This is a genomic window from Metapseudomonas phytobenefica, from assembly GCF_043392685.1.
GTDB lineage: Bacteria > Pseudomonadota > Gammaproteobacteria > Pseudomonadales > Pseudomonadaceae > Metapseudomonas.
In genome coordinates this window covers 118,416-143,042 of record NZ_JBHZGM010000009.1, presented here as the reverse complement: position 1 = coordinate 143,042, position 24,627 = coordinate 118,416, and the positions used below count along the sequence as shown (strand labels likewise).

Genomic DNA, 24,627 nt, shown 5'->3' with positions numbered 1-24,627 from the left:
CTGTCGCAATGGAATCAATCGGTTGGTGACCGGCATGATAGGTTCTTGCCCCGGCCCCGGCTTAGCCAGGGGCGTCATCCACATCGCCAGAACGACCGCTCCCATGCAGATCCGACTTCTTCACGGCGGCGCCATCGCGCCCCACATCAATGACCTCGCGCACCTGCGCCTGACGGTGTTCCGCGAGTTTCCCTACCTGTACGACGGCACCCTCGACTACGAAGCGCGCTACCTCGCGACCTACGCCGAGTCGGAAGAAAGCGTGTTCGTCCTGGCGCTGGACGGCGAGCGGGTGGTAGGCGCTTCCACCGGCCTGCCGATGGCGGACGAAACCGAGGAATTCCAGCGGCCTTTCCGCGAACAGGGCTGGGCACCGGAACGCATCTTCTATTTCGGCGAGTCGGTGTTGCTGCCCGAGTACCGGGGCAGCGGCCTGGGCGTGCGTTTCTTCGCTGAGCGCGAAGACTATGCACGGCGCCTGGCGCGCTTCGACCACTGCGCCTTCTGCGCGGTGGAGCGTCCGGCCGATCATCCGCGCCGCCCGCCCGGCTACCAGCCGCTTGACGAGTTCTGGGAGCGGCGTGGTTATCGCCATCACCCGGAACTACGCACCGAATACCACTGGCGTGACCTGGATGAAGACACCGAGTCGGCCAAGCCCATGTCCTTCTGGCTCAAGGAGCTAACCCGATGATCAGGATCGCGGCCTGCCAGTACGCCATCGAGTTGCATGAAAGCTGGGATGCCTACGCCAGTCACCTGGAGAGCCTCTGCGCGGAAGCCGCCGCGAGTGGCGCGCAGATGCTGGTGCTGCCGGAATACGCCGGCCTGGTGCTGGCCGGCCAGCTGCCGCCCGCCGAGCGCTGTGACCTGCAGGCGTCCATCGCCGGTATCCAGCCGCTGCTTCAGGATTGGCGGGCGCTCTGCGCCGGTATCGCAGCGAAGCTCGGCGTCTACCTGCTACCCGGCAGCCTGCCCGTGCGCGATGCCGATGGACGGTTCCGCAATCGTGCCTGGCTGTTCGGTCCGGGGGGCGAACTGGGTTTCCAGGACAAGCTGATCATGACCCGCTTCGAGCGCGAACAATGGGGCATCGAGGCGGGGGAAGGGCTCAAGGTGTTCGACACCGCCCTCGGGCGGCTGGGCATCCTGATCTGCTACGACAACGAATTCCCCATGCTCGCCCGCACCCTGGCCGAAGGCGGCGCCGACCTGATACTCGCCCCCAGCTGCACCGACACCGAAGCCGGCTACCACCGCGTACGCATCGGTGCCCAGGCCCGTGCGCTGGAAAACCAGATCGCCGTGCTGCAGTCGCCCACCGTTGGACTGGCGCCCTGGTCGCCTGCGCTGGACGAGAACATCGGCCGCGCTGGCCTTTACGTGCCGCCGGACTACGGCATGCCGAGCAACGGGGTGATCGCCGAAAGCCCCGAACTCTGCCCTTCGGCCAGCCGGTGGCTGATCTGCGACCTCGACCTGGCCGAAGTGCGCCGGGTGCGCGCGCAAGGGCAGGTATTCACCCGGCGCGACTGGCCGGAGCAGTTCGGCCAGGCACAGCTCTCGTAGGTCGGTGCGGGCGGCGCTCCGCCAGAGCGCAGCGAAGCCCAGCATTTAGCACCAACAGACGGGACATATGAATGAAAAAGCCCGGCATCATGGCCGGGCTCTTTCATTGCGCGAAGGTGAAGGCTTACTTCACTTCCACCGCCAGGTTCTCGGCGATCTTCTGTTGCCAGATCGCCGGGCCGGTGATGTGTACCGACTCGCCATTGGTGTCGACCGCTACGGTCACCGGCATGTCCTTCACTTCGAACTCGTAGATGGCTTCCATACCCAGTTCGGCGAAGGCCAGGACCTTGGACTGCTTGATCGCCTGGGCCACCAGGTAGGCGGCGCCGCCAACGGCCATCAGGTACACGGCCTTGTTGTCCTTGATCGCTTCGATGGCGATCGGGCCACGCTCGGACTTGCCGATCATGCCCAAGAGGCCGGTGCTTTCCAGGATCTGGCGGGTGAACTTGTCCATGCGGGTCGCGGTGGTCGGGCCGGCCGGGCCAACCACTTCGTCACGCACCGGATCGACCGGGCCGACGTAGTAGATGAAGCGGCCCTTGAGGTCCACCGGCAGTTCTTCGCCCTTGTTCAGCATGTCGACCATGCGCTTGTGCGCGGCGTCGCGGCCGGTGAGCATCTTGCCGTTGAGCAGCAGGGTCTCGCCGGGCTTCCAGCTCTGCACTTCTTCCGGGGTGATCTTGTCCAGGTCGACGCGGCGCGCGGACGGGCCGGCTTCCCAGACGATTTCCGGGTAGGCGTCCAGCGGCGGGGCTTCCAGGGCTGCCGGGCCGGAGCCGTCGAGCACGAAGTGGGCGTGACGGGTGGCGGCGCAGTTGGGGATCATGCACACCGGCAGCGAGGCGGCGTGGGTCGGGTAGTCCATGATCTTCACGTCGAGCACGGTGGTCAGGCCGCCCAGGCCCTGGGCGCCGATGCCCAGCTGGTTGACCTTCTCGAACAGTTCCAGGCGCAGTTCCTCGATGCGGTTCTGCGGGCCGCGGGCCTTCAGCTCGTGGATGTCGATCGGGTCCATCAGGACTTCCTTGGCCATCACCGCGGCCTTCTCGGCGGTACCGCCGATACCGATGCCGAGCATGCCCGGCGGGCACCAGCCGGCGCCCATGGTCGGGACGGTCTTCAGGACCCAGTCGACGATGGAGTCGGACGGGTTGAGCATGGCCATCTTCGACTTGTTCTCGGAGCCGCCGCCCTTGGCTGCGACGTCGACCTCGACCTTGTCGCCGGGGACGATGGAGTAGTGGATGACCGCCGGGGTGTTGTCCCTGGTGTTCTTACGGGCGCCCGCCGGGTCGGCCAGGATGGAGGCGCGCAGGACGTTCTCCGGCAGGTTGTAGGCGCGACGCACACCCTCGTTGATCATGTCGTCCACGCTCATGGTGGCGCCATCCCAGCGTACGTCCATGCCCACGCGGACGAACACGGTGACGATACCGGTGTCCTGGCAGATCGGGCGGTGGCCGGTGGCGCACATGCGCGAGTTGATCAGGATCTGCGCCATGGAATCGCGCGCGGCGGGCGATTCTTCACGCAGGTAGGCCTCGTGCATGGCCTGGATGAAATCCACGGGGTGGTAGTAGGAGATGAATTGCAGGGCGTCGGCGACACTCTGGATCAGATCATCTTGCTTGATCACGGTCATGAGGGCGCTCCTCTTGGAGGGAACATCAGGGAAGCGCCGGACCACGACCCGGCGCGCTTGCAGGCTAAAAAGGCGCGGCAGTATAGCGCGTGGGAACTGTCGGGCACAGTCGCCGGTAGTCGACCATGGTCGGTGGTCGCACGTTTTCTGCGCACTAGGCAATCTGTGATCACAAGCGTACATTGAAGGCATGGTGCCACTACGGGAAGGAGTCCATGAGCCCATCCAGCCAGCGGGGCAGCCACAGAGCCTTGCAAAGTCTGCTGCTGAAGCGATTCGGCATGGCAGTGGCTACCTACTCGATGGTACTGCTGTTGTGCTGGGTCGCCATGCTGGGCGGGTTGCTGCGGGTTCCGCCGAGTACCGTCCTGATCGCTTCCGGCTGCGTTGCCCTGTCCCAGTTCGTGCTGTTCTGGCTGTTCATCCGCGATCACAACCTGCGATTCTCCGACCCCAGCCTGACGGAGCCCCAGGTGCTGCTCGCCCTGGCCTGGAACACCTGGCTGATGTCCATGGTCGACAGCGCGCGGGGCACCCTGCTGGCGGTCTACGTGCTGATCCTGCTGTTCGGTGTGTTCCAGCTCAAACCCCCGGTCCTGGCCCGATGTGCCGCGATCGGCTTCTTCGCCTTTGCCGGCCTCAACCTCTACGAAGCTCACCAGATGCAGCTGGTCGACCCGGCCCTGGCGCTGCTGCAGGTCTGCGTGCTCTTCGTGCTGATGGTCTGGCTGAGCCTGTTCGGCAGCTATGTTCAGGCACTGCGACAGCGCATGCGCCAACGCCGCTTCGCCCTTCAGGCGCACCAGGACACCCTGCGCGGCATGATGCGACAGCTGGAAGACCTGGTGGCCACGGATGAGCTGACCGGGCTGTTCAACCGCCGCCATTTCCTGCGCCTTGCCAGCCGTGAGCTGGATAACCTGACGCCGAATCGCCAGCACGGCCTGGCGCTGATCGATCTCGACCATTTCAAGCGAATCAACGACGTTCACGGCCATGCCGCCGGCGATCGGGTGCTGCAGACCTTCGCCGCGGTGGCGCGTGCCTGCCTGCGCGACGGCGATGTGCTGGCACGCTACGGCGGCGAGGAGTTCGTCCTGCTGCTGCCCAGGTGTGATGCGGATCGCCTCACTGCCTGCTGCGAACGTCTGCGCGAGGCTTTCGCCATCGCGGAGCCGGTGGGGGTTCAGGTGGAACAGTTGAGCCTCTCGGCGGGCATGACCCTGCTGTCTGCCGGGGATGATCTGGATGATGCGTTGCAGCGTGCGGATCAGGCACTCTACCGGGCGAAGCGCGGCGGACGTAACCGTTGCGATGCCGCTTGGGAGGGTCAGGGTGCCTGAACTCGAAGTCGCTGGAAAACGCTGGACTGTAGCCCCTGCAAGCAACCTGCTGGATGCCCTGAATGCCGGGGGCTGCAAGGTTCCCTACAGCTGTCGGGCCGGCAGCTGCCATGCCTGCCTGGTGCGCTGCCTGTCCGGCGAGCCGGCGGACGCCAGGCCGCACGCGCTGGACAGTGTCCAGCGCGCCGAAGGCTGGCGGCTGTCCTGTCAGTGCCTGGTGGTGCAGGACCTGGTGGTGGAGGTGTTCGACCCGGCGCGCGATGGCGTGGAAGCCGAAGTCGTCGGCATCGACTGGCCGGCGTCGGATGTCCTGCGCCTGCGACTGGCGCCATCGCGGCCGCTGCGTTACAGCGCCGGCCAGCATCTCCTGCTGTGGAATGACGAAGGCGTCGCCCGACCCTATTCCTTGGCCAGCCTGCCTGGCGTCGACGACTTCCTCGAATTCCACCTGGATTGCCGCAAGCCGGGAATGTTCAGCGACAGGGCCCGGCGCCTGGCGCCGGGAGACAGGCTGCGCTTGGGCGAACTGCACGGCGGCGCGCTGCACTATGAACCGGCCTGGGACACCCGGCCGCTGCTGTTCCTTGCCGCAGGTACTGGACTGGCGCCGCTCTGGGGGCTGCTGCGGGAAGCATTGCGCAATCATCATCAGGGCCCCATCCGCATCATTCATCTGGCCCATGACGCCACCGGGCATTATCTGGCCAAATCCCTCGCCGAGCTGGCTGCAACCCATTCCGGGCTTGTCGTCCAGCTGATCACACCGGCCGAGCTGCCAGAGGTTTTGGCGCAATTCCGTCTTGTTTCGCGGCAAACCGTCGCCTTACTCTGCGGCCACCCCGCCAGCGTCGAAGAGTTCGCGCGCCGGCTTTATCTGGCCGGTTTGCCCCGTAACCAGCTGCTGGCCGATACCTTCCTGACCCGTGAGACCTGACGTCGCGGGCCGACACCATTCGAGGAGTTGCCATGAGCGAGCATATTCTGGTCGAGCGCGAGCAGGGTCTGCTGACCCTGCGCATGAATCGCCCGGACAAGATGAATGCCCTGACCCGTGCCATGTACAGCCGCATGGCCGAAGTGCTGGATGCGGCGCGGGACGATCGCGATGTGCGCGCCGTGCTGATCACCGGCACCGAGGAGTGCTTCACCAGCGGCAACGATATCGTCGATTTCTTGCAGGAGCCGCCGAGCGGGGCGGACAGCCCGGTGTTCCAGTTCATGCGCGCGCTGTTCGATTTCCCCAAACCGGTGGTGGCGGCGGTGAGTGGCCCGGCGGTGGGCATTGGCACCACCCTGCTGCTGCATTGCGACCTGGTCTATGTGAGCTGCAACGCCAAGCTGAAGATGCCGTTCGTCAACCTCGGCCTCTGTCCCGAGTTCGGTTCCAGCCTGATCCTGCCGCGCCTGCTCGGCCACGCGAAGGCCGCGGAGTTGTTGCTGCTGGGCGAAGGCTTCAGCGGTGAGCAGGCCGCCAACTGGGGTATTGCCAACGCCGCCCTGGAAAACGGCGCCGCGACCCTGGTCCGTGCCCGCGAGGCGGCGCTGCGCTTCCTCGACCTGGCGCCCTCTGCCCTGGCGGTGAGCAAGCGCCTGATGCAGGCGCCGGGCCGTGAGGAGCTGCGCCGGGTGATCGCGGAGGAGGGCGAGCTGTTCATCCAGCGCTTGCGCTCCCCGGAAGCGGTGGAAGCGCTGTCGGCCTTCACCCAGCGCCGCAAGCCGGATTTCTCGAAGTTCGCGTGAGATCGGGTGTGCCTGTGGGGGTGAATGAACTTGCCCCCACAAGATTTTTGATCCCCGATTGCTCAAACAAGAAAGCCGCCTCGAAAGGCGGCTTTTTTGTTTCACCGGCCAGGTCAGACCAGCAGATCACCCACGTGGAGGATCTTCATGGTGTTGGTGCCGCCCTGGGTGGTGTAGCTGTCACCCTTGGTCAGGATCACCCAGTCGCCCTTGGTCACCACGCCGCGTTGCAGCAGTTCGTCCACGGCCATCTGGCTGACCTTCTCCGGCGGCAGTGCGGCGGCGTCGAAGGGGATGGTTTCCACGCCACGGAACAGCGCCACGCGGGCCTGGGTTTCGCGGTGGGGGGAGTAGGCGAAGATCGGCACCGAGGAACGGATACGCGACATGATCAGCGGGGTGTAGCCGCTTTCGGTCAGGCAGATGATGGCCTTGATGCCCGGGAAATGGTTGGCGGCGTACATCGACGCCAGGGCGATGCTCTCGTCGCAGCGGTCGAAGGTCTGGCCGATGCGGTGGTGCGAGCGGCGGCTGTCCGGGTGCTTTTCGGCGCCCTGGCAGATGCGTGCCATGGCCTGCACCGCTTCGACCGGGTACTCGCCCGCGGCGCTTTCGGCCGAGAGCATCACGGCGTCGGTGTAGTCGAGCACGGCGTTGGCTACGTCGGAGACTTCGGCGCGGGTGGGCATCGGGCTGTGGATCATCGACTCCATCATCTGGGTCGCGGTGATCACGGCTTTGTTGTAGCGGCGGGCGTGCAGGATGATCTTCTTCTGGATGCCCACCAGCTCGGCGTCGCCGATTTCCACGCCCAGGTCGCCACGGGCCACCATCACGGCGTCGCTGGCGCGGATCAGGCCGTCGAGGGCTTCGTCGTCGGCCACCGCTTCGGCGCGTTCGATCTTGGCCACCAGCCAGGCCTTGCCACCGGCTTCGTCGCGCAGGCGGCGGGCCAGTTCCATGTCGGCGGCGTCACGGGGGAAGGACACCGCCAGGTAATCCAGTTCCATTTCCGCAGCCAGCTTGATGTCGGCCTTGTCCTTGGCGGTCAGGGCCGGAGCGGTCAGGCCGCCGCCGCGACGGTTGATGCCCTTGTGGTCGGACAGCGGACCGCCGATCAGCACGCGGCACTGCAGTTCGTCGGCGCTGGTGCTTTCGACGCGCATGACCACGCGGCCGTCGTCCAGCAGCAGCTCGTCGCCCACGCCGCAATCCCTGACCAGGTCCGGATAGTCGATGCCCACCACTTCCTGGTTGCCGGCGTCACGGGGATGGGTGACGGAGAAACGGAAGCTGTCGCCTTCCTTCAGTTCGATGCGCTTGTTGGCGAACTTGGCGATGCGGATCTTCGGGCCTTGCAGGTCGCCGAGCAGGGCGACGAAGCGGCCGTGTTTGGCGGCCAGTTCGCGGACCAGGCGGGCGCGTGCCTTGTGTTCTTCGGGGCTGCCGTGGGAGAAGTTCAGGCGGGCGACGTTCAGTCCCGCGATGATCAGCTGCTCCAGGACTTCCGGGGAGTTGCTGGCCGGGCCGAGGGTGGCGACGATTTTGGTGCGGCGGAAAGGCATGCGAAGACTCCATTTTTCAAGCAGAGCGCGAGGCTACTACGCGAGAAAACTGTAGTCATTGTTCCTGTGCACTACCCGCTGAATTGTTTCAGTTGGCCCGCAGAGCGGTGTTACAGGGGGCGAATTCAGCGCCTGGTCCAGATTGCGCGAGGCCCTGCTCGCCAGGTCGCTGCCGGGAAATTGCACCCGCAGCCGGCAAGGCCAAACAGAAGGTACGCTGCGTATCCGGATCGCCCGGCGGCCTGAAGAAACGGCGAACCCGGCCGATATCCCGGTGGACGGAGGAACCCACCATGCGAACCCTGATCATCCTGACCCTGCTGGCAGCTGTGGGCGGCTGCACGCGCTGGTCCCTCGACCATCACCTGAACAATGCCTACCGCTCCTACGAGCACGGAGACTGCGAAGACGTGATGCTCGAATTGTCCAAGGCCGAGCGCAAGAGTCGCTCCCGCCAGTACCTGCAGCCGGAAATCTCCCTGCTGCGCGGCCAGTGCCTGGAGCGCCAGAGCCTGTTCGTCGATGCGGCGCAGACTTACCAGTTCATCATCGCCCGCTACCCCACCAGCGAGTACGCCTACCGCGCCAAGGCGCGCCTGGAGACACTCCAGCAGCTCGGCCGTATAGGCGGCAGTAGCGTGAAGGCGAGCGCGGCACCGTTCTGACCCGTAACCCGGCCGTCGGTCGTTGGCGGGTTGAGCCACGCCCGGCCGGGACTAAGCTGAGCCTCTACCCGAGGGACCCAGGAATGCGCCACCTGCTGTGCTGCCTGTTGCTGATACCGGCCATCGCCGGTGCACAGATCTACCGCTGGACCGATGCCCAGGGACAGGTGCATTTCAGCGAGACGCCGCGGGAGGGCGCCGAGGCGGTATCGGTGAAGCCCCAGGTCGTGGAGCGCGATCAGGCGACCCGCGAGCGCGAGGCACGTACCGAGAGAATTCACGACGCACGCCGGCAGGAGCAGGCGGCGGCCGCCGACAAGGCCCAGGCTGCACGTGAACAGCGGCAGAAGAGATGCAGCCAGATGCGCGATCAGCTGGGTCAGCTGAACCTTGGCGGACCTTTGTATCGCCTCGACGAGCGTGGTGAGCGTCAGTACTACACTGATGAGCAGATCGAATCCATCCGTCGCAAACTGGCCGAGAGCGTGGCCCGTGATTGCAATTGACGGTTGGTCCGGGGCGGCAACGAGTCCATACTGAAGTGCCATCAATAGCTATTTGATATCATGCCGACGAAGCGCCATATCGAACGCCATCAGTTGCCTTACTACCTGAAGGTGTTCAATCGCATCACCGACAAGCCCATGGGGTACCTGGGCAATGTTTCCATGGACGGCCTGATGCTGATAAGCCAGCTGCCCATGCTGGTGGGCGCGCGCTTCGACATGCGTTTGAAGATTCCGGGCAAGGATGGGCAGCTGCACTTCATCGACTTCTACGCCACCTGCCAGTGGTGCCACGAGGACGTGACCCCGGGGAACTACGATTCCGGCTTTTCCCTGGAGGCACCGCCGGCGGATTACGTCGACCTCATCGATGCCCTGCGTTTCTATTTCAGCTTTCGTCCTTTGGCCGCCTCGGCCTGAGTCTGCCTGAAAATTGGCCAGCGGTTGGCTGGCCGACTCCCGGATTTCATCCAGGCTACGATTTGCCTGGGGGAGATCTCAATCGCGAATGAATTCGCTTCCACAGGCAAATGAAAAAGGCGCCAGATGGCGCCTTTTTCGTTGCAGATGGCTTCAGGGTCGTATCTCGATCAGGGTGCCGTCCTTCACCAGGCTCCAGATTTCCCGCATGTCCGCGTTCTTCATGGCGATGCAGCCCTCGGTCCAGTCCAGGGTGTGGAAGTACCACTCCGGGTATTCCTCATCCAGCGGGGTGCCGTGGATCATGATCATGCCGCCGGGGGACACGCCCTTTTCCCGGGCCTTGGCGGCATCGCGGGCATTGGGATAGGAGATGTGCATGGCCAGGTTGAACTTGTCGCTGGTCTTGCGCCAGTCGATCCAGTAGAAGCCTTCCGGAGTGCGCTGGTCGCCTTCGCGCAGCTTGGGACCGGTTGGAACCTTGCCAAGGGAAATGCGGTACGCCTTGAGGATGTCGCCACGATTCATCAGCAACAGCTTGCGTTCCGATTTCACTACCAGGACCTTGTCGATGGACTTGCCACCCAGCGTCGGCGCAGTACTTGCCTGGGCGAGAGCGGCAAGGCTCATGAAAAGTACGACTAGCAACCAGCGCATCGGTACGACATCCCCACAGTGTTCAAATATTAAGCAGAATAGCGGTCAGGCTTTCTTGTAATAGGCCAGCAAGGGTGCCAGCGGCTCGTTGCGCACCGGGAAGACCTGTCCGGCGCGGTCGGCGAAGAAGCATTCTAAGGTACGGCCCACGGTCGGAAAAGCCAGCTCCGACCAGGGAATATCCCGCTCGTGAAACAGGCGTACCTCCAGGCTTTCTTCGCCAGCGGCGAAGTCCAGGTCCACCAGTTCGGCGCGGAAGAAGGTGTAGACCTGGCTGATATGCGGCAGGTCGAACAGGGTGTAGAGACTGAGGTTGCGCACACGGGCGCAGGCTTCTTCGAAGGTTTCACGGGTGGCGGCCTGCTCCATGGTCTCGCCGTTTTCCATGAAACCGGCCGGGAGCGTCCAGAACCCCTTGCGCGGGTCGATGGCGCGGCGGCAGAGCAGTACCTGCTCACCCCACACCGGCAGGCAACCGGCGACGATGCGTGGGTTCTGGTAGTGGATCGTGTGGCAGATCTCGCACACATAGCGCAGACGGTTGTCGCCGTCGGGGATGCGCTGGACGACCGGACCGCCACACTGGCTGCAGTATTTCATCGTGGGTCCTCGGGGCAGGCATCCATCTTGGCGCGGCACGGTGTCGCACGGCAAGCGGCGGGACGGACAAACCGAGGAGGGGAGGGTGCGACCTGTCGGTGTGGGACTTGGGCGTCCCCAAGGTTCATGCCATCATGCCCGGCAGTCGAGAACAACGAGATAATCCATGCTGGATGACCTGCTCCGTCGCGTGCAGAGCTACTCCCCGAAAATCCTGGAAATCGATCGTGACTTCCCCGAAGCCGCGGTGCTGGTGCCCATCACCCGCAGTGACGAGCCGGAACTGGTACTGACCCTGCGTGCCAGCGGCTTGTCCACCCACGGCGGAGAGGTCGCCTTTCCCGGCGGCCGCCGCGATCCCGAGGATCAGGATCTGGTCCGCACCGCCCTGCGCGAGGCGGAGGAAGAGGTCGGCCTGCCGCCCGGGCTGGTGGAGGTCATCGGCCCGCTCAGCTCACTGGTCTCCCGTCACGGCATCAAGGTCACGCCCTATGTCGGCCTGGTTCCGGACTTCGTCCAGTACAAGGCCAACCATGGCGAGATCGACTCGGTGTTCAGCGTCCCGCTGGCGTTCTTTCGCGATGACCCGCGCCAGGTGACCCACCGCATCGACTACCTCGGCCGCAGCTGGTACGTGCCCAGCTACCAGTACGGCGAATACAAGATCTGGGGCCTGACCGCCATCATGGTGGTCGAGCTGGTCAACCTGGTGTTTGACGCCGGGATAGACATGACCCGCGCCCCCGAGACCTTCATAAGACTCAAATAAGCCCCGTTCGAGGAGCGCCTGATGAAATACCGCCTTGGAACCGCACAGGTCGAAGCCCATGTCGACAGCTGGACCGCCCCCACCGCCACCCTCGTGGGCAAGGTGCGCCTGGATGCCGGTGCCAGCGTCTGGTTCGGCGCCGTGCTGCGCGGCGACAACGAGCTGATCCACATCGGTGAGAACAGCAACGTCCAGGATGGCACCGTGATGCATACCGACATGGGCTACCCGCTGAACATCGGCCGCTCCGTGACCATCGGCCACAACGCCATGCTGCACGGCTGCTCGGTGGGCGACTTCAGCCTGATCGGCATCAACGCCGTGGTGCTCAACGGCGCGAAGATCGGCAAGTACTGCATCATCGGCGCCAACGCGCTGATTCCCGAAGGTAAGGAAATTCCCGACGGTTCGCTGGTCATGGGCTCCCCCGGCAAGGTGGTGCGCGAGTTGACCGAGCAACAGAAGAAGATGCTCGAAGCCAGCGCCGCCCACTATGTGCAAAACGCCCAGCGCTACGCCCGCGACCTCGCGGAGCAGGACGACTGATGGACGCCGAGCGCCCCGTCCGTTCGCCTTGCGTGCAGGTCTGCGTGCTGGACGACCACGACATCTGCAGCGGCTGCCAGCGCAGCGCCGATGAAATCACCCGCTGGGGCCGCATGGACAATGCCGAGCGCCGCGAGGTCCTGGCCCGTTGCTTCGAGCGCGCCCGTGCCGGCGGCCAGTTCATCATTCCCCCGCCCCAGGTTTCTTGACTCCCCGAGGAAACGACATGCCCCGTATTGGAACCCCCTTGTCGCCTAGCGCGACCCGTGTACTGCTGTGCGGCTCCGGTGAGCTCGGCAAGGAGGTGGCGATCGAACTGCAGCGTCTGGGCTGCGAAGTCATCGCCGTCGACCGTTACGCCGATGCCCCGGCCATGCAGGTGGCCCATCGCAGCCGCGTGATCAGCATGCTGGACGGCGCTGCCTTGCGTGCCGTGATCGAGCAGGAAAAACCGCACTTCATCGTGCCGGAGATCGAGGCCATCGCCACCGCCACGCTGGTGGAGCTGGAAGCCGAAGGCTTCACCGTGGTGCCCACCGCCCGTGCCGCCCAGCTGACCATGAACCGCGAAGGCATCCGCCGTCTCGCCGCCGAAGAGCTGGGCCTGCCCACCTCGCCGTACCACTTCTCCGACAATTTCGAGGATTACTGCGCCGCCGTGGCCAGCGTGGGTTATCCCTGCGTGGTCAAGCCGATCATGAGTTCCTCCGGCAAGGGCCAGTCCGTGCTGAAGTCGGATGCCGACCTCAAGACAGCCTGGGACTACGCCCAGGAAGGCGGCCGCGCCGGCAAGGGCCGAGTGATCGTCGAAGGCTTCATCGATTTCGACTACGAGATCACCCTGCTCACCGTTCGCCACGTGGGCGGCACCAGCTTCTGCGCCCCCATCGGCCATCGCCAGGTGAAGGGCGACTACCACGAATCCTGGCAGCCCCAGGCCATGAGCCCGAAGGCCCTGGCCGAGTCCGAGCGCATCGCCCAGGCGGTGACCGAAGCCCTGGGCGGCCGTGGACTGTTCGGCGTGGAACTGTTCGTCAAGGGCGACCAGGTGTGGTTCAGCGAAGTTTCGCCGCGCCCCCACGACACCGGCCTGGTCACCCTGATCTCCCAGGACCTTTCCGAATTCGCCCTGCACGCGCGGGCCATCCTCGGCTTGCCGATCCCGGCCATCCGCCAGATGGGGCCTTCCGCGTCGGCGGTGATCCTGGTCGAAGGCAAGTCCAGCCAGGTCAGCTTCGGCAACCTGGGCGCCGCCCTCAGCGAGCCGGATACCGCCCTGCGGCTGTTCGGCAAGCCTGAAGTGGATGGTCAGCGGCGCATGGGCGTGGCCCTGGCGCGAGACGAATCCACCGACCTCGCGCGGGCCAAGGCGACCCGTTCGGCTCAGGCGGTCGACGTCCAGCTGTGATGCATCTGGCCGGTCTGTGCTGGTGGGCGGCGGCGCTGCCGCTGCTGCCCCTGGCATTGCCCATGGCCGTGCATACCCACCGTACCGCCCTGCGCCTGGCGCCTGCCGCCGGGCCAGAGTTCGGCCTTGCAGGGGGTGAGCTCGAAGACGAGCCCCTGCGTCTTCTCCTGATTGGTGAGTCCACTGTGGCCGGGGTCGGTGCTTCCTGCCTGGACTTCGCCCTGGCCGGCCAGTTGGCCGCGGCCCTGGCGATGCGTCTGGGGCGCCCCGTTGCCTGGCGTGCCTGTGGCGAGAATGGCATCACCGCCAGCGAGGCACTGCAACGCCTGCTGCCAGAGGTGGCGGAGGAGCCCGTCGATCTGGTGTTGCTGGTGTTCGGCGTGAACGACACCACCCATTTCAGCTCCAGCCGCAGTTGGCTGGGATCGCTCCAGGGCCTGGCCCGACATTTCACCGGACGTGGCGCGCAAGTCGTCCTGGCGGGCGTGCCGCCGCTGCAGCATTTCAGTGCCTTGCCCTGGCTGTTGCGCCAGTTGCTGGGCTGGCGGGCGCGGCTGCTGGATCGCCAACTGCAAGCCTTGGCGCTGCGGGAAGGGCTGGCATGTTGCGCCACCAGTCTGGAGATGCGCCCGGATTACCTGGCGCTGGATGGCTACCATCCGTCGAGCCTGGGCTATCGCGTCTGGGGCGAGTCGCTGGCGGACTGGTTCATCGAGCTGGCTTCATCACCGCGGAAAGCAGAGGCGCTGGCGCTCGATCTCGGCGTCTGAGATCGAAGCCACTACGCCTTCGGCGTAAGCCCGGCGCGCCAGGCGAGTACGCGCTGCACGCGGTTTCCGCCGGACTGGAGGATTTCCAGGCGATAGGGGCCGACCTTGAGGCAGACGCTGCAGTCGGGAATCTGCTCCAGGGCCTCGGTGATCAGCCCATTGAGGGTTTTCGGGCCGTCGCAGGGCAGGTGCCAGCCGAGCGCCCGGTTCAGCTCACGCAGGTGCAATGCGCCGTCCAGCTCGTAGCGGCCGTCGTCGCGGGACTGGATGCCGGGATTGGGGGCGAAATCTTCCAGGCTGCCGAACTCACCCACCAGCTCCTGGAAGATGTCTTCCAGGCTGACCAGGCCCACCACGTCGCCGTATTCATCGACCACGATGCCAAGGCGGCGCTTGTGCTTCTGGAAGTTCACCAGCTGGGTCAGCAGCGGCGTGCTTTCCGGGACGAAATAGGTCTCGCGGCTTACCGCCAGCAGCTGCTCGGCGCTGGTCGGGCCCTGGGTCAGCAGACGCGGCAGCTGGCGCAGGTGGAGGATGCCTTCGATCTGGTTGATGTCTTCGCGGTAGAGCGGCAGGCGGGTGTGGGTGGCGTTCTGCAGTTGGCTGAGGAGCTCGTCCGGCGAAGTGTCCAGGTTGATGCCCTGGATTTCGTTGCGGGGAATCATGATCGAGGCGACGGTGACCTGCTGCAGCGCATCGCTCACCGCTACCGGCAGGCGGGATTGTGGCTGGATCTCGACGCCATGGCGGCGCCGGGCTGCCAGCCAGGCCACTATCGCGCCGGCCACCAGGGAGAGGGTGATTCCGAGGAGGAGGCCGGCGAGCAGTCCGTGCATGGTGTCTTCAGACGTGGAGGATGAATTCGCGGACCAGCTTGCTGCCGAAGTACGCCAGCATCAGCAGGCAGAAACCCGCCAGGGTCCAGCGGACGGCCTTGTGCCCGCGCCAGCCCAGTTGGTGGCGGCCCCAGAGCAGCACGCCAAACACCACCCAGGCGATACAGGAAAGGATGGTCTTGTGCGCCAGGTGCTGGGCGAACAGGTTGTCGACGAACACCCAGCCGGAGATCAGCGACAGCGACAGCAGGCTCCAGCCGGCCCAGAGGAAGCCGAACAGCAGGCTTTCCATGGTCTGCAGGGCGGGGAAGTTCTTGATCAGCCCGGACGGATGCTTGTGCTTGAGCTGGTGGTCCTGCAGCAACAGCAGCAAGGCCTGGAACACCGCCATGGTCAGCAGGCCGTAGGCCAGGATCGACAGCAGGATGTGGGCGAGAATGCCCGGCGCTTCGTCGATGACCTGGGAGGTGCCGCCCGGTACCAGTGCCGCCGCCAGCACCGTCAGGGCGCCGAGGGGCAATAGCAGGAGCAACAGGTTCTCGATGGGAATCCGCGCGATGGCCACGATGGTCAGCAGGATCACCGCCGCCGCGATCAGGCTCGCGGAGTTGAAGAAGTCCAGGTAGAGGCCGGCAGGCGTCAACAGCTCGAGGAAGAGCGCGGTGCCATGGGCGAGCAGCGCCAGGCCGCCGCCGATGATCAGCAGGCGTTTGTCCGGCGTAGTGCGCTGGCCAAGGCGAAGGCCCTGGTAGCCAGTGATGCCCGCATAGAGGAATGCAGCCAGGAGGCTGGGCAGCAGAGGGTGCATAAGTCCTTGTAAGGCAAGCCCGAAAGGCAGTGAGTGTGGCATACAAGGCCTGCCGGTGAAAGACCGCTGGCGGTGTCGGCAAAGCCGACTCTTCGTTATACTCCGCCGCCTGCCGCAAGCTCAGCCGGGGCTCACGAGAGCCCGAAAGGAACGCGCATGTTTGAAAACCTTACCGACCGCCTCTCACAGACGCTGCGCCATGTCACCGGCAAGGCCAAACTGACCGAGGACAACATCAAGGACACCCTGCGCGAGGTGCGCATGGCCCTGCTCGAGGCCGACGTCGCCCTGCCGGTGGTGAAGGACTTCGTCGCCAAAATCAAGGATCGGGCGGTCGGTACCGAGGTTTCCAAGAGCCTGACCCCGGGCCAGGCCTTCGTGAAGATCGTCCAGGCCGAACTGGTGGAGCTGATGGGCGCCGCCAACGAGGACCTGGCGCTGAACGCCGCGCCGCCGGCGGTGATCCTGATGGCCGGCCTGCAGGGCGCGGGCAAGACCACCACCGTGGGCAAGCTGTCGCGCTTCCTCAAGGAGCGCAAGAAGAAGTCGGTGCTGGTGGTTTCCGCGGACGTCTACCGCCCGGCGGCCATCAAACAGCTGGAAACCCTGGCCAATGACATCGGCGTCACCTTCTTCCCCTCCGATACCAGCCAGAAGCCGGTGGATATCGCCCAGGCGGCGATTCGCGAAGCCAAGCTGAAGTTCATCGATGTGGTCATCGTCGACACCGCGGGCCGCCTGCACGTCGACGCCGAGATGATGGACGAGATCAAGCAGGTGCATGCCGCCATCAAGCCGGTGGAAACTCTGTTCGTGGTCGACGCCATGACCGGCCAGGACGCCGCCAACACCGCCAAGGCCTTCAACGACGCCCTGCCGCTGACCGGCGTGGTGCTGACCAAGGTCGACGGCGACGCCCGGGGCGGTGCCGCGCTCTCGGTGCGCGCCATCACTGGCAAGCCGATCAAGTTCCTTGGCATGGGCGAGAAGACCGAAGCCCTCGATCCCTTCCACCCCGACCGCGTCGCCTCGCGCATCCTCGGCATGGGTGACGTGCTCAGCCTGATCGAACAGGCCGAGCAGAACATGGACCGCGAGAAGGCCGAGAAACTCGCGAAGAAGATCAAGAAAGGCAAGGGCTTTGACCTCGAAGACTTCCGCGACCAGTTGCAACAGATGAAGAACATGGGCGGCCTCGGCAGCCTGATGGACAAGCTGCCGATGCTCGGTGGCGTCAACCTGGCGCAGATGGGCAACGCCCAGACCGCCGCCGAGAAGCAGTTCAAGCAGATGGAGGCGATCATCAACTCGATGACGCCCGCCGAGCGCCGTGATCCGGAAATGATCAGTGGTTCGCGCAAGCGCCGCATCGCGCTGGGCTCCGGCACCCAGGTGCAGGACGTCGGCCGCCTCATCAAGCAGCACAAGCAGATGCAGAAGATGATGAAGAAGGTCACCGCCAAGGGCGGCATGGCCAAGATGATGCGCGGCATGGGCAGCATGTTCCCCGGCGGCATGCCGAAGATGTGAGCCCGGCCGCCGACCGGCGGCCTCTAAAAAGAGATTTGCAATCGGCCGGATAATCCTTAGAATATGCGGCCTTTCGGGCCCATGGCCCATGCTTGAAAAGCACCGACTATAGGAACGAAGTTCAATGGTAACCATCCGTCTTGCCCGTGGCGGCTCCAAGAAGCGCCCCTTCTACCACCTGACCGTGACCAACAGCCGCAATGCGCGCGACGGTCGCTTCGTAGAGCGCATCGGTTTCTTCAACCCGATCGCCACCGGTGCGGAAGTCAAGCTGTCCGTTAACCAGGAACGCGCCAACTACTGGCTGAGCCAGGGCGCCCAGCCGTCTGAGCGCGTTGCTCAGCTGCTGAAGGAAGCTGCCAAGGCTGCTGCCTAAGCATCTTTTATGAGCACGACGCCGGCCGCCGCCGACGAACTCATCGTTCTCGGCAAGATTTTCTCGGTGCACGGCGTACGTGGTGAGGTGAAGGTCTACTCCTTCACCGACCCGCTGGATAACGTGCTCGATTACCGCCGTTGGACGCTCAGGCGTGACAACGAGGTAAAGCAGGTTGAAGTCGCCAGCGGACGCTTGCATGGCAAGGTCCTGGTGGTGAAGCTGAAGGGGTTGGTCGATCGAGATGTCGCCCGCACCTACGCAGGTTTTGAAATCTGCGTTCCCGTCAGCGAACTGCCGGATCTCGACGAAGACGAGTTCTACTGGCACCAGTTGGAAGGTCTCAACGTGATCAACCAGGATGGGCAGCTGCTCGGCCGCATCGATCACCTTCTGGAGACCGGCGCCAACGATGTGATGGTGGTCAAGCCCTGCGCTGGAAGCCTGGATGATCGCGAACGCCTGCTGCCCTACACGGAGCAGTGCGTACGGTCGATCGACCTGGAAGCCGGCGAGATGCGGGTGGAATGGGACGCCGATTTCTGAGGACCTGACATGAAAAGCATGCAGGTTGAAGTGATCAGCATCTTTCCCGAGATGTTTGCCGCCATCAGCCAATACGGCATCACCAGCCGAGCGGTGAAGCAGGGGTTGCTCAAGCTCAACTGTTGGAACCCGCGGAGCTTCACCGAGGACCGCCACCAGACGGTGGATGACCGGCCCTTCGGCGGCGGCCCCGGGATGGTGATGAAGATCCAGCCCCTGGAAAGGGCCCTGGCAGCAGCCAAGGCAGCGGCGGGGGAGAAGGCGAAGGTGATCTACCTCTCGCCGCAAGGGCGCCAGCTGAAGCAGGCGGCCGTGCGCGAGCTGGCGAACGAGGAAGCTTTGATCCTCATTGCCGGGCGCTACGAAGGCATCGACGAACGCTTCATTGAGGAGCACGTCGATGAAGAATGGTCGATCGGCGACTACGTCCTGTCCGGCGGTGAGCTGCCGGCCATGGTGCTGATCGATGCGGTGACGCGGTTGCTGCCCGGCGCTCTGGGCCACGCGGACTCCGCTGAGGAGGACTCCTTTACGGACGGCCTGCTCGATTGCCCGCATTACACCCGTCCGGAGCTGTATGCAGGCAAACGTGTTCCCGAGGTGCTGCTCAGCGGCAACCACGAACACATCCGGCGATGGCGTTTGCAGCAGGCGCTTGGGCGCACCTGGGAACGTCGGGCCGATCTTCTGGATTGCCGCTCGCTTTCTGGAGAAGAGAAAAAGCTGCTGGAGGAATACATCCGCCAGCGGAACGATAGTTAACGTATCGATGGCACGCCCAGAAGGGCTGTCTTAGGAGCATAGCGATGACCAACAAGATCATTCAGCAACTCGAAGCTGAACAAATGAACAAAGAGATTCCGGCTTTCGCCCCGGGCGACACCGTAATCGTTCAAGTGAAAGTGAAGGAAGGCGACCGTTCCCGTCTGCAGGCCTTCGAAGGTGTGGTCATCGCCAAGCGTAACCGTGGCCTGAACAGCGCTTTCACCGTGCGCAAGATCTCCAACGGCGTTGGCGTAGAGCGTACTTTCCAGACCTACTCCCCGCTGGTTGACAGCCTGAGCGTCAAGCGTCGCGGCGACGTGCGCAAGGCCAAGCTGTACTACCTCCGCGACCTGTCCGGCAAGGCAGCTCGTATCAAGGAGAAGCTGGCCTAATCGCCACAGCTTTCCCGAAAAACCCGCCCAGGTTCGCCTCGGCGGGTTTTTTCTTACCTGTGTGAAAAGCCTGGTGAGTGGCTACGGAACTGTTCACTCATCGGACGCCCCGATCGGAGATGAATCGGATGTGGCGCTATGGAAGACTAGCGTCTCATACCGTCAAGGCCGCCATTCATGCCCGCGCTAGACCATCCCCTGATTGACCGCTTTCTCGACGCCCTCTGGCTGGAAAAGGGCCTGTCCGAACACACCCGCTCGGCCTACCGCAGCGACCTCGCCCATTTCAATGGCTGGCTCGATGAGCGCGGCATGACCCTGGACAAGGCCGGGCGCGACCTCATCCTCGACCACCTGGCCTGGCGCCTGGACCAGGGCTACAAGGCGCGCTCCACGGCGCGGTTCCTCTCCGGCCTGCGCGGTTTCTACCGCTTCCTGCTGCGGGAAAACCTGATTCTCGAAGACCCGACCCTGCAGGTGGACCTGCCGCAACTCGGCCGCCCCTTGCCCAAATCGCTCTCCGAAGCGGATGTGGAGGCGTTGCTGGACGCCCCCGACCTGGAAGACCCCATCGGCCTGCGTGATCGCGCCATGCTCGAAGTTCTCTACGCCTGCGGCCTGCGGGTCACCGAACTGGTGAGCCTTACCCTGGAACAGGTCAACCTGCGCCAGGGCGTGCTGAAGGTGTTCGGCAAGGGCAGCAAGGAGCGCCTGGTGCCCCTGGGCGAGGAAGCCATCGCCTGGCTTGAGCGTTACCAGCGCGAGGCGCGACCTTTCCTGCTGGACGGCAAGCCCAGCGACGTGCTCTTTCCCAGCCTGCGCGGCGAGCAGATGACCCGCCAGACCTTCTGGCACCGCATCAAGCACCAGGCCCAGGTGGCCGGCATCAGCAAGTCCCTGTCGCCGCACACCCTGCGCCACGCCTTCGCCACGCACCTGCTCAACCACGGCGCGGACCTGCGCGTGGTGCAGATGCTGCTGGGCCACAGCGACCTGTCCACCACCCAGATCTACACCCACATCGCCCGCGCCCGCCTGCAGGAACTGCACGCCCGCCACCACCCGCGGGGGTGAGCCGGATAAGGCGACGCATGCGTCGCCCCGGCGAACGACCGGCCATGGATGGCCGGGCCGGGGTCGAACCCGGCACAGAAGGCGCGACAGGGATGTCATGCACAAGTCCCGACCTTCGCGCTGCGTCGCCCCGGCGAACGACCGGCCATGGATGGCCGGGCCGGGGTCGAACCCGGCACAGAAGGCGCGACAGGGATGTCATGCACAAGTCCCGACCTTCGCGCTGCGTCGCCCCGGCGAACGACACGGCCATGGAATACCGGGTCCGGTTCCTACAAATGCCCGACCGGCTTCCGGCAACGTCCGCCGGGCACCCGAGGTCTGCGTGCCAGGGCTTCTGTGTTAGGCTTGAGCGGTTTCCCGAACGTCCGCCGCTCGACAGGAGTACCCATGCGCGTGACCCGTCTTATCGCCGGCCTGGCCCTCGGCCTCGCCAGCACCATCAGCCTCGCCGACGATCCGGACCAGGCCATCCGCAAGACCCTCGACGCCCTGCAACTCGGCCTGCCCATCGAGTCCATCGCCGAGAGCCCGATGCCCGGCATCTATCAGGTTCAGCTCAAGGGCGGCCGCATGCTCTACACCAGCGCCGATGGCCAATACCTGATGCAGGGCTACCTCTATCACGTGCAGAACGGTAAGCCGGTGAACCTCACCGAGCAGGCCGAGAGCCGCTCTATCGCCAAGGAAATCAACGCCATCCCCGCCAGCGAGATGGTGGTGTTCTCGCCCAAGGAGCCGGCCAAGGCCCATATCACCGTGTTCACCGACACTGACTGCGGCTACTGCCAGAAGCTGCACAGCGAAGTGCCGGAGCTGAACCGCCGCGGCATCGAAGTGCGCTATGTCGCTTTCCCGCGCCAGGGCATCGGCAGCCATGGCTACAACAGCCTGGTCAGCGTCTGGTGCAGCAAGGACCGCCAGGCCGCGATGAACAAGGCCAAGGCACGAGAAGAACTGCCGGCGGCGACCTGCGACAACCCGGTGGCCAAGCAGTTCGAACTGGGCCAGCTGATCGGCGTCAACGGCACCCCGGCCATCGTGCTGGGCAATGGCCAGATGATCCCGGGCTACCAGCCGGCTCCGCAGCTGGCGAAACTTGCCCTGGAGGCCAAGTAATCCGGGCGCTCGCTTCGATTGACCAATATTCAGCCGCTTCGTAAAGTGCGGCTCTTTTCCTCGGCCGGGACTCACCCGGCCGTTTTCGCAGTGATGATGGGGAGTTCAGCGTGAAGCCGGTAAAAGTAGGCATCTGTGGCCTGGGGACCGTCGGTGGCGGCACCTTCAACGTACTCAAACGCAACGCCGAGGAGATTGCCCGCCGTGCCGGGCGTGGAATCGAAGTTGCCCAGATTGCCGCTCGTCGTCCCAACCCGAAGTGTGAAACCGGCGCTCCCCCCATCACCGCCGACATCTTCGACGTGGCCAACAACCCGGAAATCGACATCGTCATCGAGCTGATCGGTGGCTACACCCAGGCCCGCGAACTGGTCCTGAAGGCCATCGAGAACGGCAAGCACGTGGTCACCGCCAACAAGGCGCTGATTGCCGTGCACGGCAACGAAATCTTCGCCAAGGCCCGCGAGAAGGGCGTCATGGTCGCCTTCGAAGCTGCTGTCGCCGGTGGCATCCCGGTGATCAAGGCGATCCGTGAAGGCCTCGCCGCCAACCGCATCAACTGGCTGGCCGGCATCATCAACGGCACCGGCAACTTCATCCTCACCGAAATGCGCGAGAAGGGCCGCGCCTTCGAAGACGTTCTGAAGGAAGCCCAGGCACTGGGCTACGCCGAAGCAGACCCGACCTTCGACGTCGAAGGTATCGACGCCGCCCACAAGCTGACCATCCTCGCGTCCATTGCCTTCGGCATCCCGCTGCAGTTCGACAAGGCCTACACCGAGGGCATCTCGAAACTCACCAGCGCGGACGTCAACTACGCCGAAGCCCTGGGCTACCGCATCAAGCACCTGGGCGTGGCGCGTCGCACCGACAGCGGCTTCGAACTGCGCGTACACCCGACCCTGATTCCGGCCGACCGCCTGATCGCCAACGTCAACGGCGTGATGAACGCGGTGATGGTCAACGGCGATGCCGCCGGCAGCACCCTCTACTACGGCGCTGGCGCCGGCATGGAGGCCACCGCCTCTGCCGTGGTCGCCGACGTGGTGGACGTGGTCCGTGCCCTGACCACCGACCCGGAAAACCATGTGCCGCACCTGGCCTTCCAGCCGGATGCCCTGTCCGACCACCCGATCCTGCCGATCGAAGCCTGCGAAAGCGCCTACTACCTGCGTATCCAGGCCAAGGATCACCCGGGCGTGCTGGCGCAGGTCGCGGCCATCCTGTCGGAACGCGGCATCAACATCGAATCCATCATGCAGAAAGAAGTCGAAGAGCAGGACGGCCTGGTGCCGATGATCCTGGTTACCCACCGGGTCATCGAGGCGCGCGTCAACGACGCCATCGCCGCGCTGGAAGCTCTGGAAGACGTGGTAGGCAGCGTTGTACGCATCCGCGTCGAGCAACTGAACTAACCGGGCTGCAGGCTACAGGCGGCAGGCCGCAGGCGAAATGCCTGGAGCCTGTGGCCTGGAGCCTGAAGCCAAAACCGAAGGTTTTAAGACATGCGCTATATCAGTACCCGCGGCCAGGCTCCCGCCCTGAACTTCGAAGACGTGCTGCTGGCTGGCCTGGCCAGCGACGGCGGTCTCTACGTCCCGGAAAACCTGCCGCGCTTCACCCTGGAAGAAATCGCCTCCTGGGCCGGCCTGCCTTACCACGAACTGGCGTTCCGCGTGATGCGTCCCTTCGTGGCCGGCAGCATCAGTGATGCCGACTTCAAGAAGATCCTCGAAGAGACCTACGGCGGCTTCGCCCACAACGCCGTGGCGCCGCTGCGCCAGCTGAACGGCAACGAGTGGGTGCTGGAGCTGTTCCATGGCCCGACCCTGGCCTTCAAGGACTTCGCCCTGCAGCTGCTGGGCCGTCTGCTCGACCACGTGCTGAGCAAGCGCGGCGAGCGTGTGGTGATCATGGGCGCCACCTCCGGTGACACCGGTTCGGCCGCCATCGAAGGCTGCAAGGCCTGCGAGCACGTCGACATCTTCATCATGCACCCGAACAACCGCGTGTCCGAGGTGCAGCGCCGGCAGATGACCACCATCCTCGGCGACAACATCCACAACATCGCGGTCGAGGGCAACTTCGACGATTGCCAGGAGATGGTCAAGGCGAGCTTCGCTGACCAGGGCTTCCTCAAGGGCACCCGCCTGGTGGCTGTGAACTCGATCAACTGGGCGCGGATCATGGCCCAGATCGTCTACTACTTCCACGCGGCCTTGCAGCTGGGCGGCCCGGCGCGTTCCGTGGCCTTCTCCGTGCCCACCGGCAACTTCGGCGACATCTTCGCCGGCTACCTGGCGCGCAACATGGGCCTGCCGGTCAGCCAACTGATCGTCGCCACCAACCGCAACGACATCCTGCACCGCTTCATGAGCGGCAATCAGTACGTCAAGGAAACCCTGCACCCGACCTTGTCGCCGTCGATGGACATCATGGTTTCGTCCAACTTCGAGCGCCTGCTGTTCGACCTGCACGGCCGCAACGGCGCCGCCATCGCCAGCCTGATGGATACCTTCAAGCAGGGTGGTGGCTTCAGCGTCGAGGAAGACCGCTGGACCGAAGCGCGCAAGCTGTTCGACTCCCTGGCCGTGGATGACGCAGCCACCTGCGAAACCATCGCCGAGGTCTACAAGGAATGCGGCGAGCTGCTGGACCCGCACACCGCCATCGGCGTACGCGCTGCCCGCGAATGCCGCCGCAGCCTGGCGATCCCGATGGTCACCCTGGGCACCGCCCACCCGGTGAAGTTCCCCGAGGCTGTGGAGAAGGCCGGCATTGGCCAGGCCCCTGCACTGCCGCCGCACCTTGCCGACCTGTTCCAGCGCGAGGAGCGTTTCACCGTGCTGCCGAACGACCTGAAGCAGATCCAGGCCTTCGTCAGCCAGCATGGCAACCGCGGCAAGCCGCTGTAAGCCAGGCGCCTGAAACGAAAAGGCCGGCTCCCGAAAGGGGCCGGCCTTTTTCATTGGGTG

Annotated in this window: 27 protein-coding genes and 1 pseudogene; 22 read left to right on the top strand and 6 right to left on the bottom strand. The window is 64.7% G+C overall.

Features of this window, described 5'->3' with window-relative positions:
* Positions 1–103: 103 nt before the first annotated feature.
* The gene (locus ACFW0B_RS10495; RefSeq protein WP_449147849.1) at positions 104–694 is read left to right on the top strand and encodes a GNAT family N-acetyltransferase; all 591 of its coding nucleotides are present in this window, start codon (positions 104–106) and stop codon (positions 692–694) included.
* Positions 691–1,569: a carbon-nitrogen hydrolase family protein gene (locus ACFW0B_RS10490; protein ID WP_449147848.1), complete on the top strand. Its 879-nt coding sequence runs from the start codon at positions 691–693 to the stop codon at positions 1,567–1,569. Before ACFW0B_RS10495 ends, ACFW0B_RS10490 begins: the two co-directional genes overlap by 4 nt.
* Before the next feature lie 124 nt (positions 1,570–1,693).
* Here ACFW0B_RS10490 and ACFW0B_RS10485 read toward each other — a convergent pair whose 3' ends face one another.
* The gene (locus ACFW0B_RS10485; protein ID WP_449147847.1) at positions 1,694–3,217 is read right to left on the bottom strand and encodes a fumarate hydratase; all 1,524 of its coding nucleotides are present in this window, start codon (positions 3,215–3,217) and stop codon (positions 1,694–1,696) included.
* Positions 3,218–3,432: 215 nt separating this feature from the next.
* Here ACFW0B_RS10485 and ACFW0B_RS10480 point away from each other — a divergent pair, with 215 nt between their 5' ends.
* The 3 genes from ACFW0B_RS10480 to ACFW0B_RS10470 are packed head-to-tail and all read left to right on the top strand — an operon-like array spanning position 3,433 to position 6,300.
* Positions 3,433–4,560: a GGDEF domain-containing protein gene (locus ACFW0B_RS10480; RefSeq protein WP_449147846.1), complete on the top strand. Its 1,128-nt coding sequence runs from the start codon at positions 3,433–3,435 to the stop codon at positions 4,558–4,560.
* Positions 4,553–5,494, top strand: a complete 942-nt coding sequence (locus ACFW0B_RS10475) for an iron-sulfur-binding ferredoxin reductase (RefSeq protein ID WP_449147845.1) — start codon at positions 4,553–4,555, stop codon at positions 5,492–5,494. The genes ACFW0B_RS10480 and ACFW0B_RS10475 overlap by 8 nt, the downstream gene beginning before the upstream one ends.
* A 32-nt stretch (positions 5,495–5,526) precedes the next feature.
* Positions 5,527–6,300, top strand: coding sequence for an enoyl-CoA hydratase (locus ACFW0B_RS10470; protein WP_449147844.1), 774 nt, complete (start codon positions 5,527–5,529; stop codon positions 6,298–6,300).
* Positions 6,301–6,413: 113 nt separating this feature from the next.
* Here the strand turns inward: ACFW0B_RS10470 and pyk are convergent, their stop codons facing one another.
* Entirely contained in the window at positions 6,414–7,865 is a 1,452-nt protein-coding gene (pyk, locus tag ACFW0B_RS10465) for a pyruvate kinase (protein ID WP_449147843.1), read from the bottom strand.
* 293 nt (positions 7,866–8,158) lie between these two features.
* Between pyk and ACFW0B_RS10460 the strand changes: the two genes are divergently transcribed.
* The 3 genes from ACFW0B_RS10460 to ACFW0B_RS10450 all read left to right on the top strand — a co-directional run bounded on the left by ACFW0B_RS10460 (position 8,159) and on the right by ACFW0B_RS10450 (position 9,456).
* On the top strand, positions 8,159–8,530 hold the full coding sequence (locus ACFW0B_RS10460) for a tetratricopeptide repeat protein (protein WP_449147842.1): 372 nt from the start codon (positions 8,159–8,161) through the stop codon (positions 8,528–8,530).
* An 83-nt stretch (positions 8,531–8,613) separates the two neighbouring features.
* The gene (locus tag ACFW0B_RS10455; RefSeq protein WP_449147841.1) at positions 8,614–9,036 is read left to right on the top strand and encodes a DUF4124 domain-containing protein; all 423 of its coding nucleotides are present in this window, start codon (positions 8,614–8,616) and stop codon (positions 9,034–9,036) included.
* Between the two features lie 60 nt (positions 9,037–9,096).
* Complete coding sequence (locus ACFW0B_RS10450; protein WP_449147840.1) at positions 9,097–9,456, top strand: PilZ domain-containing protein; 360 nt, start codon at positions 9,097–9,099, stop codon at positions 9,454–9,456.
* A gap of 153 nt (positions 9,457–9,609) precedes the next feature.
* On the opposite strand, the gene ACFW0B_RS10445 is transcribed toward ACFW0B_RS10450, so the two are convergent.
* Entirely contained in the window at positions 9,610–10,113 is a 504-nt protein-coding gene (locus tag ACFW0B_RS10445; RefSeq protein WP_449147839.1) for a L,D-transpeptidase family protein, read from the bottom strand.
* A 45-nt stretch (positions 10,114–10,158) separates the two neighbouring features.
* Entirely contained in the window at positions 10,159–10,713 is a 555-nt protein-coding gene (locus ACFW0B_RS10440) for an NUDIX hydrolase (protein WP_449147838.1), read from the bottom strand.
* A 166-nt stretch (positions 10,714–10,879) separates the two neighbouring features.
* Between ACFW0B_RS10440 and ACFW0B_RS10435 the strand changes: the two genes are divergently transcribed.
* Genes ACFW0B_RS10435 through ACFW0B_RS10415 form a run of 5 tightly spaced genes read left to right on the top strand, consistent with a single transcriptional unit; the run spans position 10,880 to position 14,206 of the window.
* Positions 10,880–11,482: a CoA pyrophosphatase gene (locus tag ACFW0B_RS10435; RefSeq protein ID WP_449147837.1), complete on the top strand. Its 603-nt coding sequence runs from the start codon at positions 10,880–10,882 to the stop codon at positions 11,480–11,482.
* 21 nt (positions 11,483–11,503) lie between these two features.
* Positions 11,504–12,028 (top strand): gamma carbonic anhydrase family protein, encoded by a 525-nt coding sequence (locus tag ACFW0B_RS10430; RefSeq protein ID WP_449147836.1) that lies wholly within the window; start codon positions 11,504–11,506, stop codon positions 12,026–12,028.
* Complete coding sequence (locus tag ACFW0B_RS10425; RefSeq protein ID WP_449147835.1) at positions 12,028–12,237, top strand: DUF1289 domain-containing protein; 210 nt, start codon at positions 12,028–12,030, stop codon at positions 12,235–12,237. Before ACFW0B_RS10430 ends, ACFW0B_RS10425 begins: the two co-directional genes overlap by 1 nt.
* Positions 12,238–12,254: 17 nt before the next feature.
* Positions 12,255–13,436 (top strand): formate-dependent phosphoribosylglycinamide formyltransferase, encoded by a 1,182-nt coding sequence (purT, locus tag ACFW0B_RS10420; RefSeq protein WP_449147834.1) that lies wholly within the window; start codon positions 12,255–12,257, stop codon positions 13,434–13,436.
* Positions 13,433–14,206 carry an SGNH/GDSL hydrolase family protein gene (locus tag ACFW0B_RS10415; RefSeq protein WP_449147833.1) on the top strand — a complete coding sequence of 258 codons (774 nt, stop codon included), beginning with the start codon at positions 13,433–13,435 and terminating at the stop codon, positions 14,204–14,206. Before purT ends, ACFW0B_RS10415 begins: the two co-directional genes overlap by 4 nt.
* Before the next feature lie 11 nt (positions 14,207–14,217).
* Here ACFW0B_RS10415 and ACFW0B_RS10410 read toward each other — a convergent pair.
* Positions 14,218–14,898 (bottom strand): annotated as a pseudogene (locus ACFW0B_RS10410) (transporter associated domain-containing protein); the annotation flags it as partial.
* A gap of 151 nt (positions 14,899–15,049) precedes the next feature.
* Positions 15,050–15,850, bottom strand: a complete 801-nt coding sequence (locus tag ACFW0B_RS10405; protein ID WP_449147832.1) for a cytochrome C assembly family protein — start codon at positions 15,848–15,850, stop codon at positions 15,050–15,052.
* Between the two features lie 156 nt (positions 15,851–16,006).
* On the opposite strand from ACFW0B_RS10405, the gene ffh reads away from it, so the two are divergent.
* From ffh to thrC, 9 genes are all read left to right on the top strand, one after another.
* Positions 16,007–17,380: a signal recognition particle protein gene (ffh, locus tag ACFW0B_RS10400; protein WP_449147831.1), complete on the top strand. Its 1,374-nt coding sequence runs from the start codon at positions 16,007–16,009 to the stop codon at positions 17,378–17,380.
* Between the two features lie 124 nt (positions 17,381–17,504).
* A complete protein-coding gene (gene rpsP / locus ACFW0B_RS10395; protein ID WP_151136526.1) occupies positions 17,505–17,756 on the top strand; it encodes a 30S ribosomal protein S16 in 252 nt (83 codons plus the stop codon).
* Positions 17,757–17,765: 9 nt separating this feature from the next.
* Positions 17,766–18,302 (top strand): ribosome maturation factor RimM, encoded by a 537-nt coding sequence (rimM, locus tag ACFW0B_RS10390; protein ID WP_449147830.1) that lies wholly within the window; start codon positions 17,766–17,768, stop codon positions 18,300–18,302.
* 9 nt (positions 18,303–18,311) lie between these two features.
* Entirely contained in the window at positions 18,312–19,064 is a 753-nt protein-coding gene (gene trmD / locus ACFW0B_RS10385) for a tRNA (guanosine(37)-N1)-methyltransferase TrmD (RefSeq protein ID WP_449147829.1), read from the top strand.
* A 44-nt stretch (positions 19,065–19,108) separates the two neighbouring features.
* On the top strand, positions 19,109–19,459 hold the full coding sequence (gene rplS, locus ACFW0B_RS10380) for a 50S ribosomal protein L19 (protein WP_028630298.1): 351 nt from the start codon (positions 19,109–19,111) through the stop codon (positions 19,457–19,459).
* Between the two features lie 177 nt (positions 19,460–19,636).
* Complete coding sequence (xerD, locus tag ACFW0B_RS10375) at positions 19,637–20,533, top strand: site-specific tyrosine recombinase XerD (protein ID WP_449147828.1); 897 nt, start codon at positions 19,637–19,639, stop codon at positions 20,531–20,533.
* A gap of 390 nt (positions 20,534–20,923) precedes the next feature.
* A complete protein-coding gene (locus tag ACFW0B_RS10370; RefSeq protein ID WP_449147827.1) occupies positions 20,924–21,652 on the top strand; it encodes a disulfide isomerase DsbC N-terminal domain-containing protein in 729 nt (242 codons plus the stop codon).
* 110 nt (positions 21,653–21,762) lie between these two features.
* Entirely contained in the window at positions 21,763–23,067 is a 1,305-nt protein-coding gene (locus ACFW0B_RS10365; protein WP_449147826.1) for a homoserine dehydrogenase, read from the top strand.
* Between the two features lie 90 nt (positions 23,068–23,157).
* Positions 23,158–24,567 (top strand): threonine synthase, encoded by a 1,410-nt coding sequence (gene thrC, locus ACFW0B_RS10360; RefSeq protein ID WP_449147825.1) that lies wholly within the window; start codon positions 23,158–23,160, stop codon positions 24,565–24,567.
* Positions 24,568–24,627 lie beyond the last annotated feature (60 nt).

Excerpts from the sequence above, each read along its gene's own strand:
- ACFW0B_RS10495 (WP_449147849.1), top strand. The coding sequence starts at position 104 with ATGCAGATCCGACTTCTTCACGGCGGCGCCATCGCGCCCCACATCAAT.
- ACFW0B_RS10490 (WP_449147848.1), top strand. The coding sequence starts at position 691 with ATGATCAGGATCGCGGCCTGCCAGTACGCCATCGAGTTGCATGAAAGC.
- ACFW0B_RS10485 (WP_449147847.1), bottom strand. The coding sequence starts at position 3,217 with ATGACCGTGATCAAGCAAGATGATCTGATCCAGAGTGTCGCCGACGCC.
- ACFW0B_RS10480 (WP_449147846.1), top strand. The coding sequence starts at position 3,433 with ATGAGCCCATCCAGCCAGCGGGGCAGCCACAGAGCCTTGCAAAGTCTG.
- ACFW0B_RS10470 (WP_449147844.1), top strand. The coding sequence starts at position 5,527 with ATGAGCGAGCATATTCTGGTCGAGCGCGAGCAGGGTCTGCTGACCCTG.
- pyk (WP_449147843.1), bottom strand. The coding sequence starts at position 7,865 with ATGCCTTTCCGCCGCACCAAAATCGTCGCCACCCTCGGCCCGGCCAGC.
- ACFW0B_RS10460 (WP_449147842.1), top strand. The coding sequence starts at position 8,159 with ATGCGAACCCTGATCATCCTGACCCTGCTGGCAGCTGTGGGCGGCTGC.
- ACFW0B_RS10455 (WP_449147841.1), top strand. The coding sequence starts at position 8,614 with ATGCGCCACCTGCTGTGCTGCCTGTTGCTGATACCGGCCATCGCCGGT.
- ACFW0B_RS10450 (WP_449147840.1), top strand. The coding sequence starts at position 9,097 with ATGCCGACGAAGCGCCATATCGAACGCCATCAGTTGCCTTACTACCTG.
- ACFW0B_RS10445 (WP_449147839.1), bottom strand. The coding sequence starts at position 10,113 with ATGCGCTGGTTGCTAGTCGTACTTTTCATGAGCCTTGCCGCTCTCGCC.
- ACFW0B_RS10440 (WP_449147838.1), bottom strand. The coding sequence starts at position 10,713 with ATGAAATACTGCAGCCAGTGTGGCGGTCCGGTCGTCCAGCGCATCCCC.
- ACFW0B_RS10435 (WP_449147837.1), top strand. The coding sequence starts at position 10,880 with ATGCTGGATGACCTGCTCCGTCGCGTGCAGAGCTACTCCCCGAAAATC.
- ACFW0B_RS10430 (WP_449147836.1), top strand. The coding sequence starts at position 11,504 with ATGAAATACCGCCTTGGAACCGCACAGGTCGAAGCCCATGTCGACAGC.
- ACFW0B_RS10425 (WP_449147835.1), top strand. The coding sequence starts at position 12,028 with ATGGACGCCGAGCGCCCCGTCCGTTCGCCTTGCGTGCAGGTCTGCGTG.
- purT (WP_449147834.1), top strand. The coding sequence starts at position 12,255 with ATGCCCCGTATTGGAACCCCCTTGTCGCCTAGCGCGACCCGTGTACTG.
- ACFW0B_RS10405 (WP_449147832.1), bottom strand. The coding sequence starts at position 15,850 with ATGCACCCTCTGCTGCCCAGCCTCCTGGCTGCATTCCTCTATGCGGGC.
- ffh (WP_449147831.1), top strand. The coding sequence starts at position 16,007 with ATGTTTGAAAACCTTACCGACCGCCTCTCACAGACGCTGCGCCATGTC.
- rpsP (WP_151136526.1), top strand. The coding sequence starts at position 17,505 with ATGGTAACCATCCGTCTTGCCCGTGGCGGCTCCAAGAAGCGCCCCTTC.
- rimM (WP_449147830.1), top strand. The coding sequence starts at position 17,766 with ATGAGCACGACGCCGGCCGCCGCCGACGAACTCATCGTTCTCGGCAAG.
- trmD (WP_449147829.1), top strand. The coding sequence starts at position 18,312 with ATGAAAAGCATGCAGGTTGAAGTGATCAGCATCTTTCCCGAGATGTTT.
- rplS (WP_028630298.1), top strand. The coding sequence starts at position 19,109 with ATGACCAACAAGATCATTCAGCAACTCGAAGCTGAACAAATGAACAAA.
- xerD (WP_449147828.1), top strand. The coding sequence starts at position 19,637 with ATGCCCGCGCTAGACCATCCCCTGATTGACCGCTTTCTCGACGCCCTC.
- ACFW0B_RS10370 (WP_449147827.1), top strand. The coding sequence starts at position 20,924 with ATGCGCGTGACCCGTCTTATCGCCGGCCTGGCCCTCGGCCTCGCCAGC.
- thrC (WP_449147825.1), top strand. The coding sequence starts at position 23,158 with ATGCGCTATATCAGTACCCGCGGCCAGGCTCCCGCCCTGAACTTCGAA.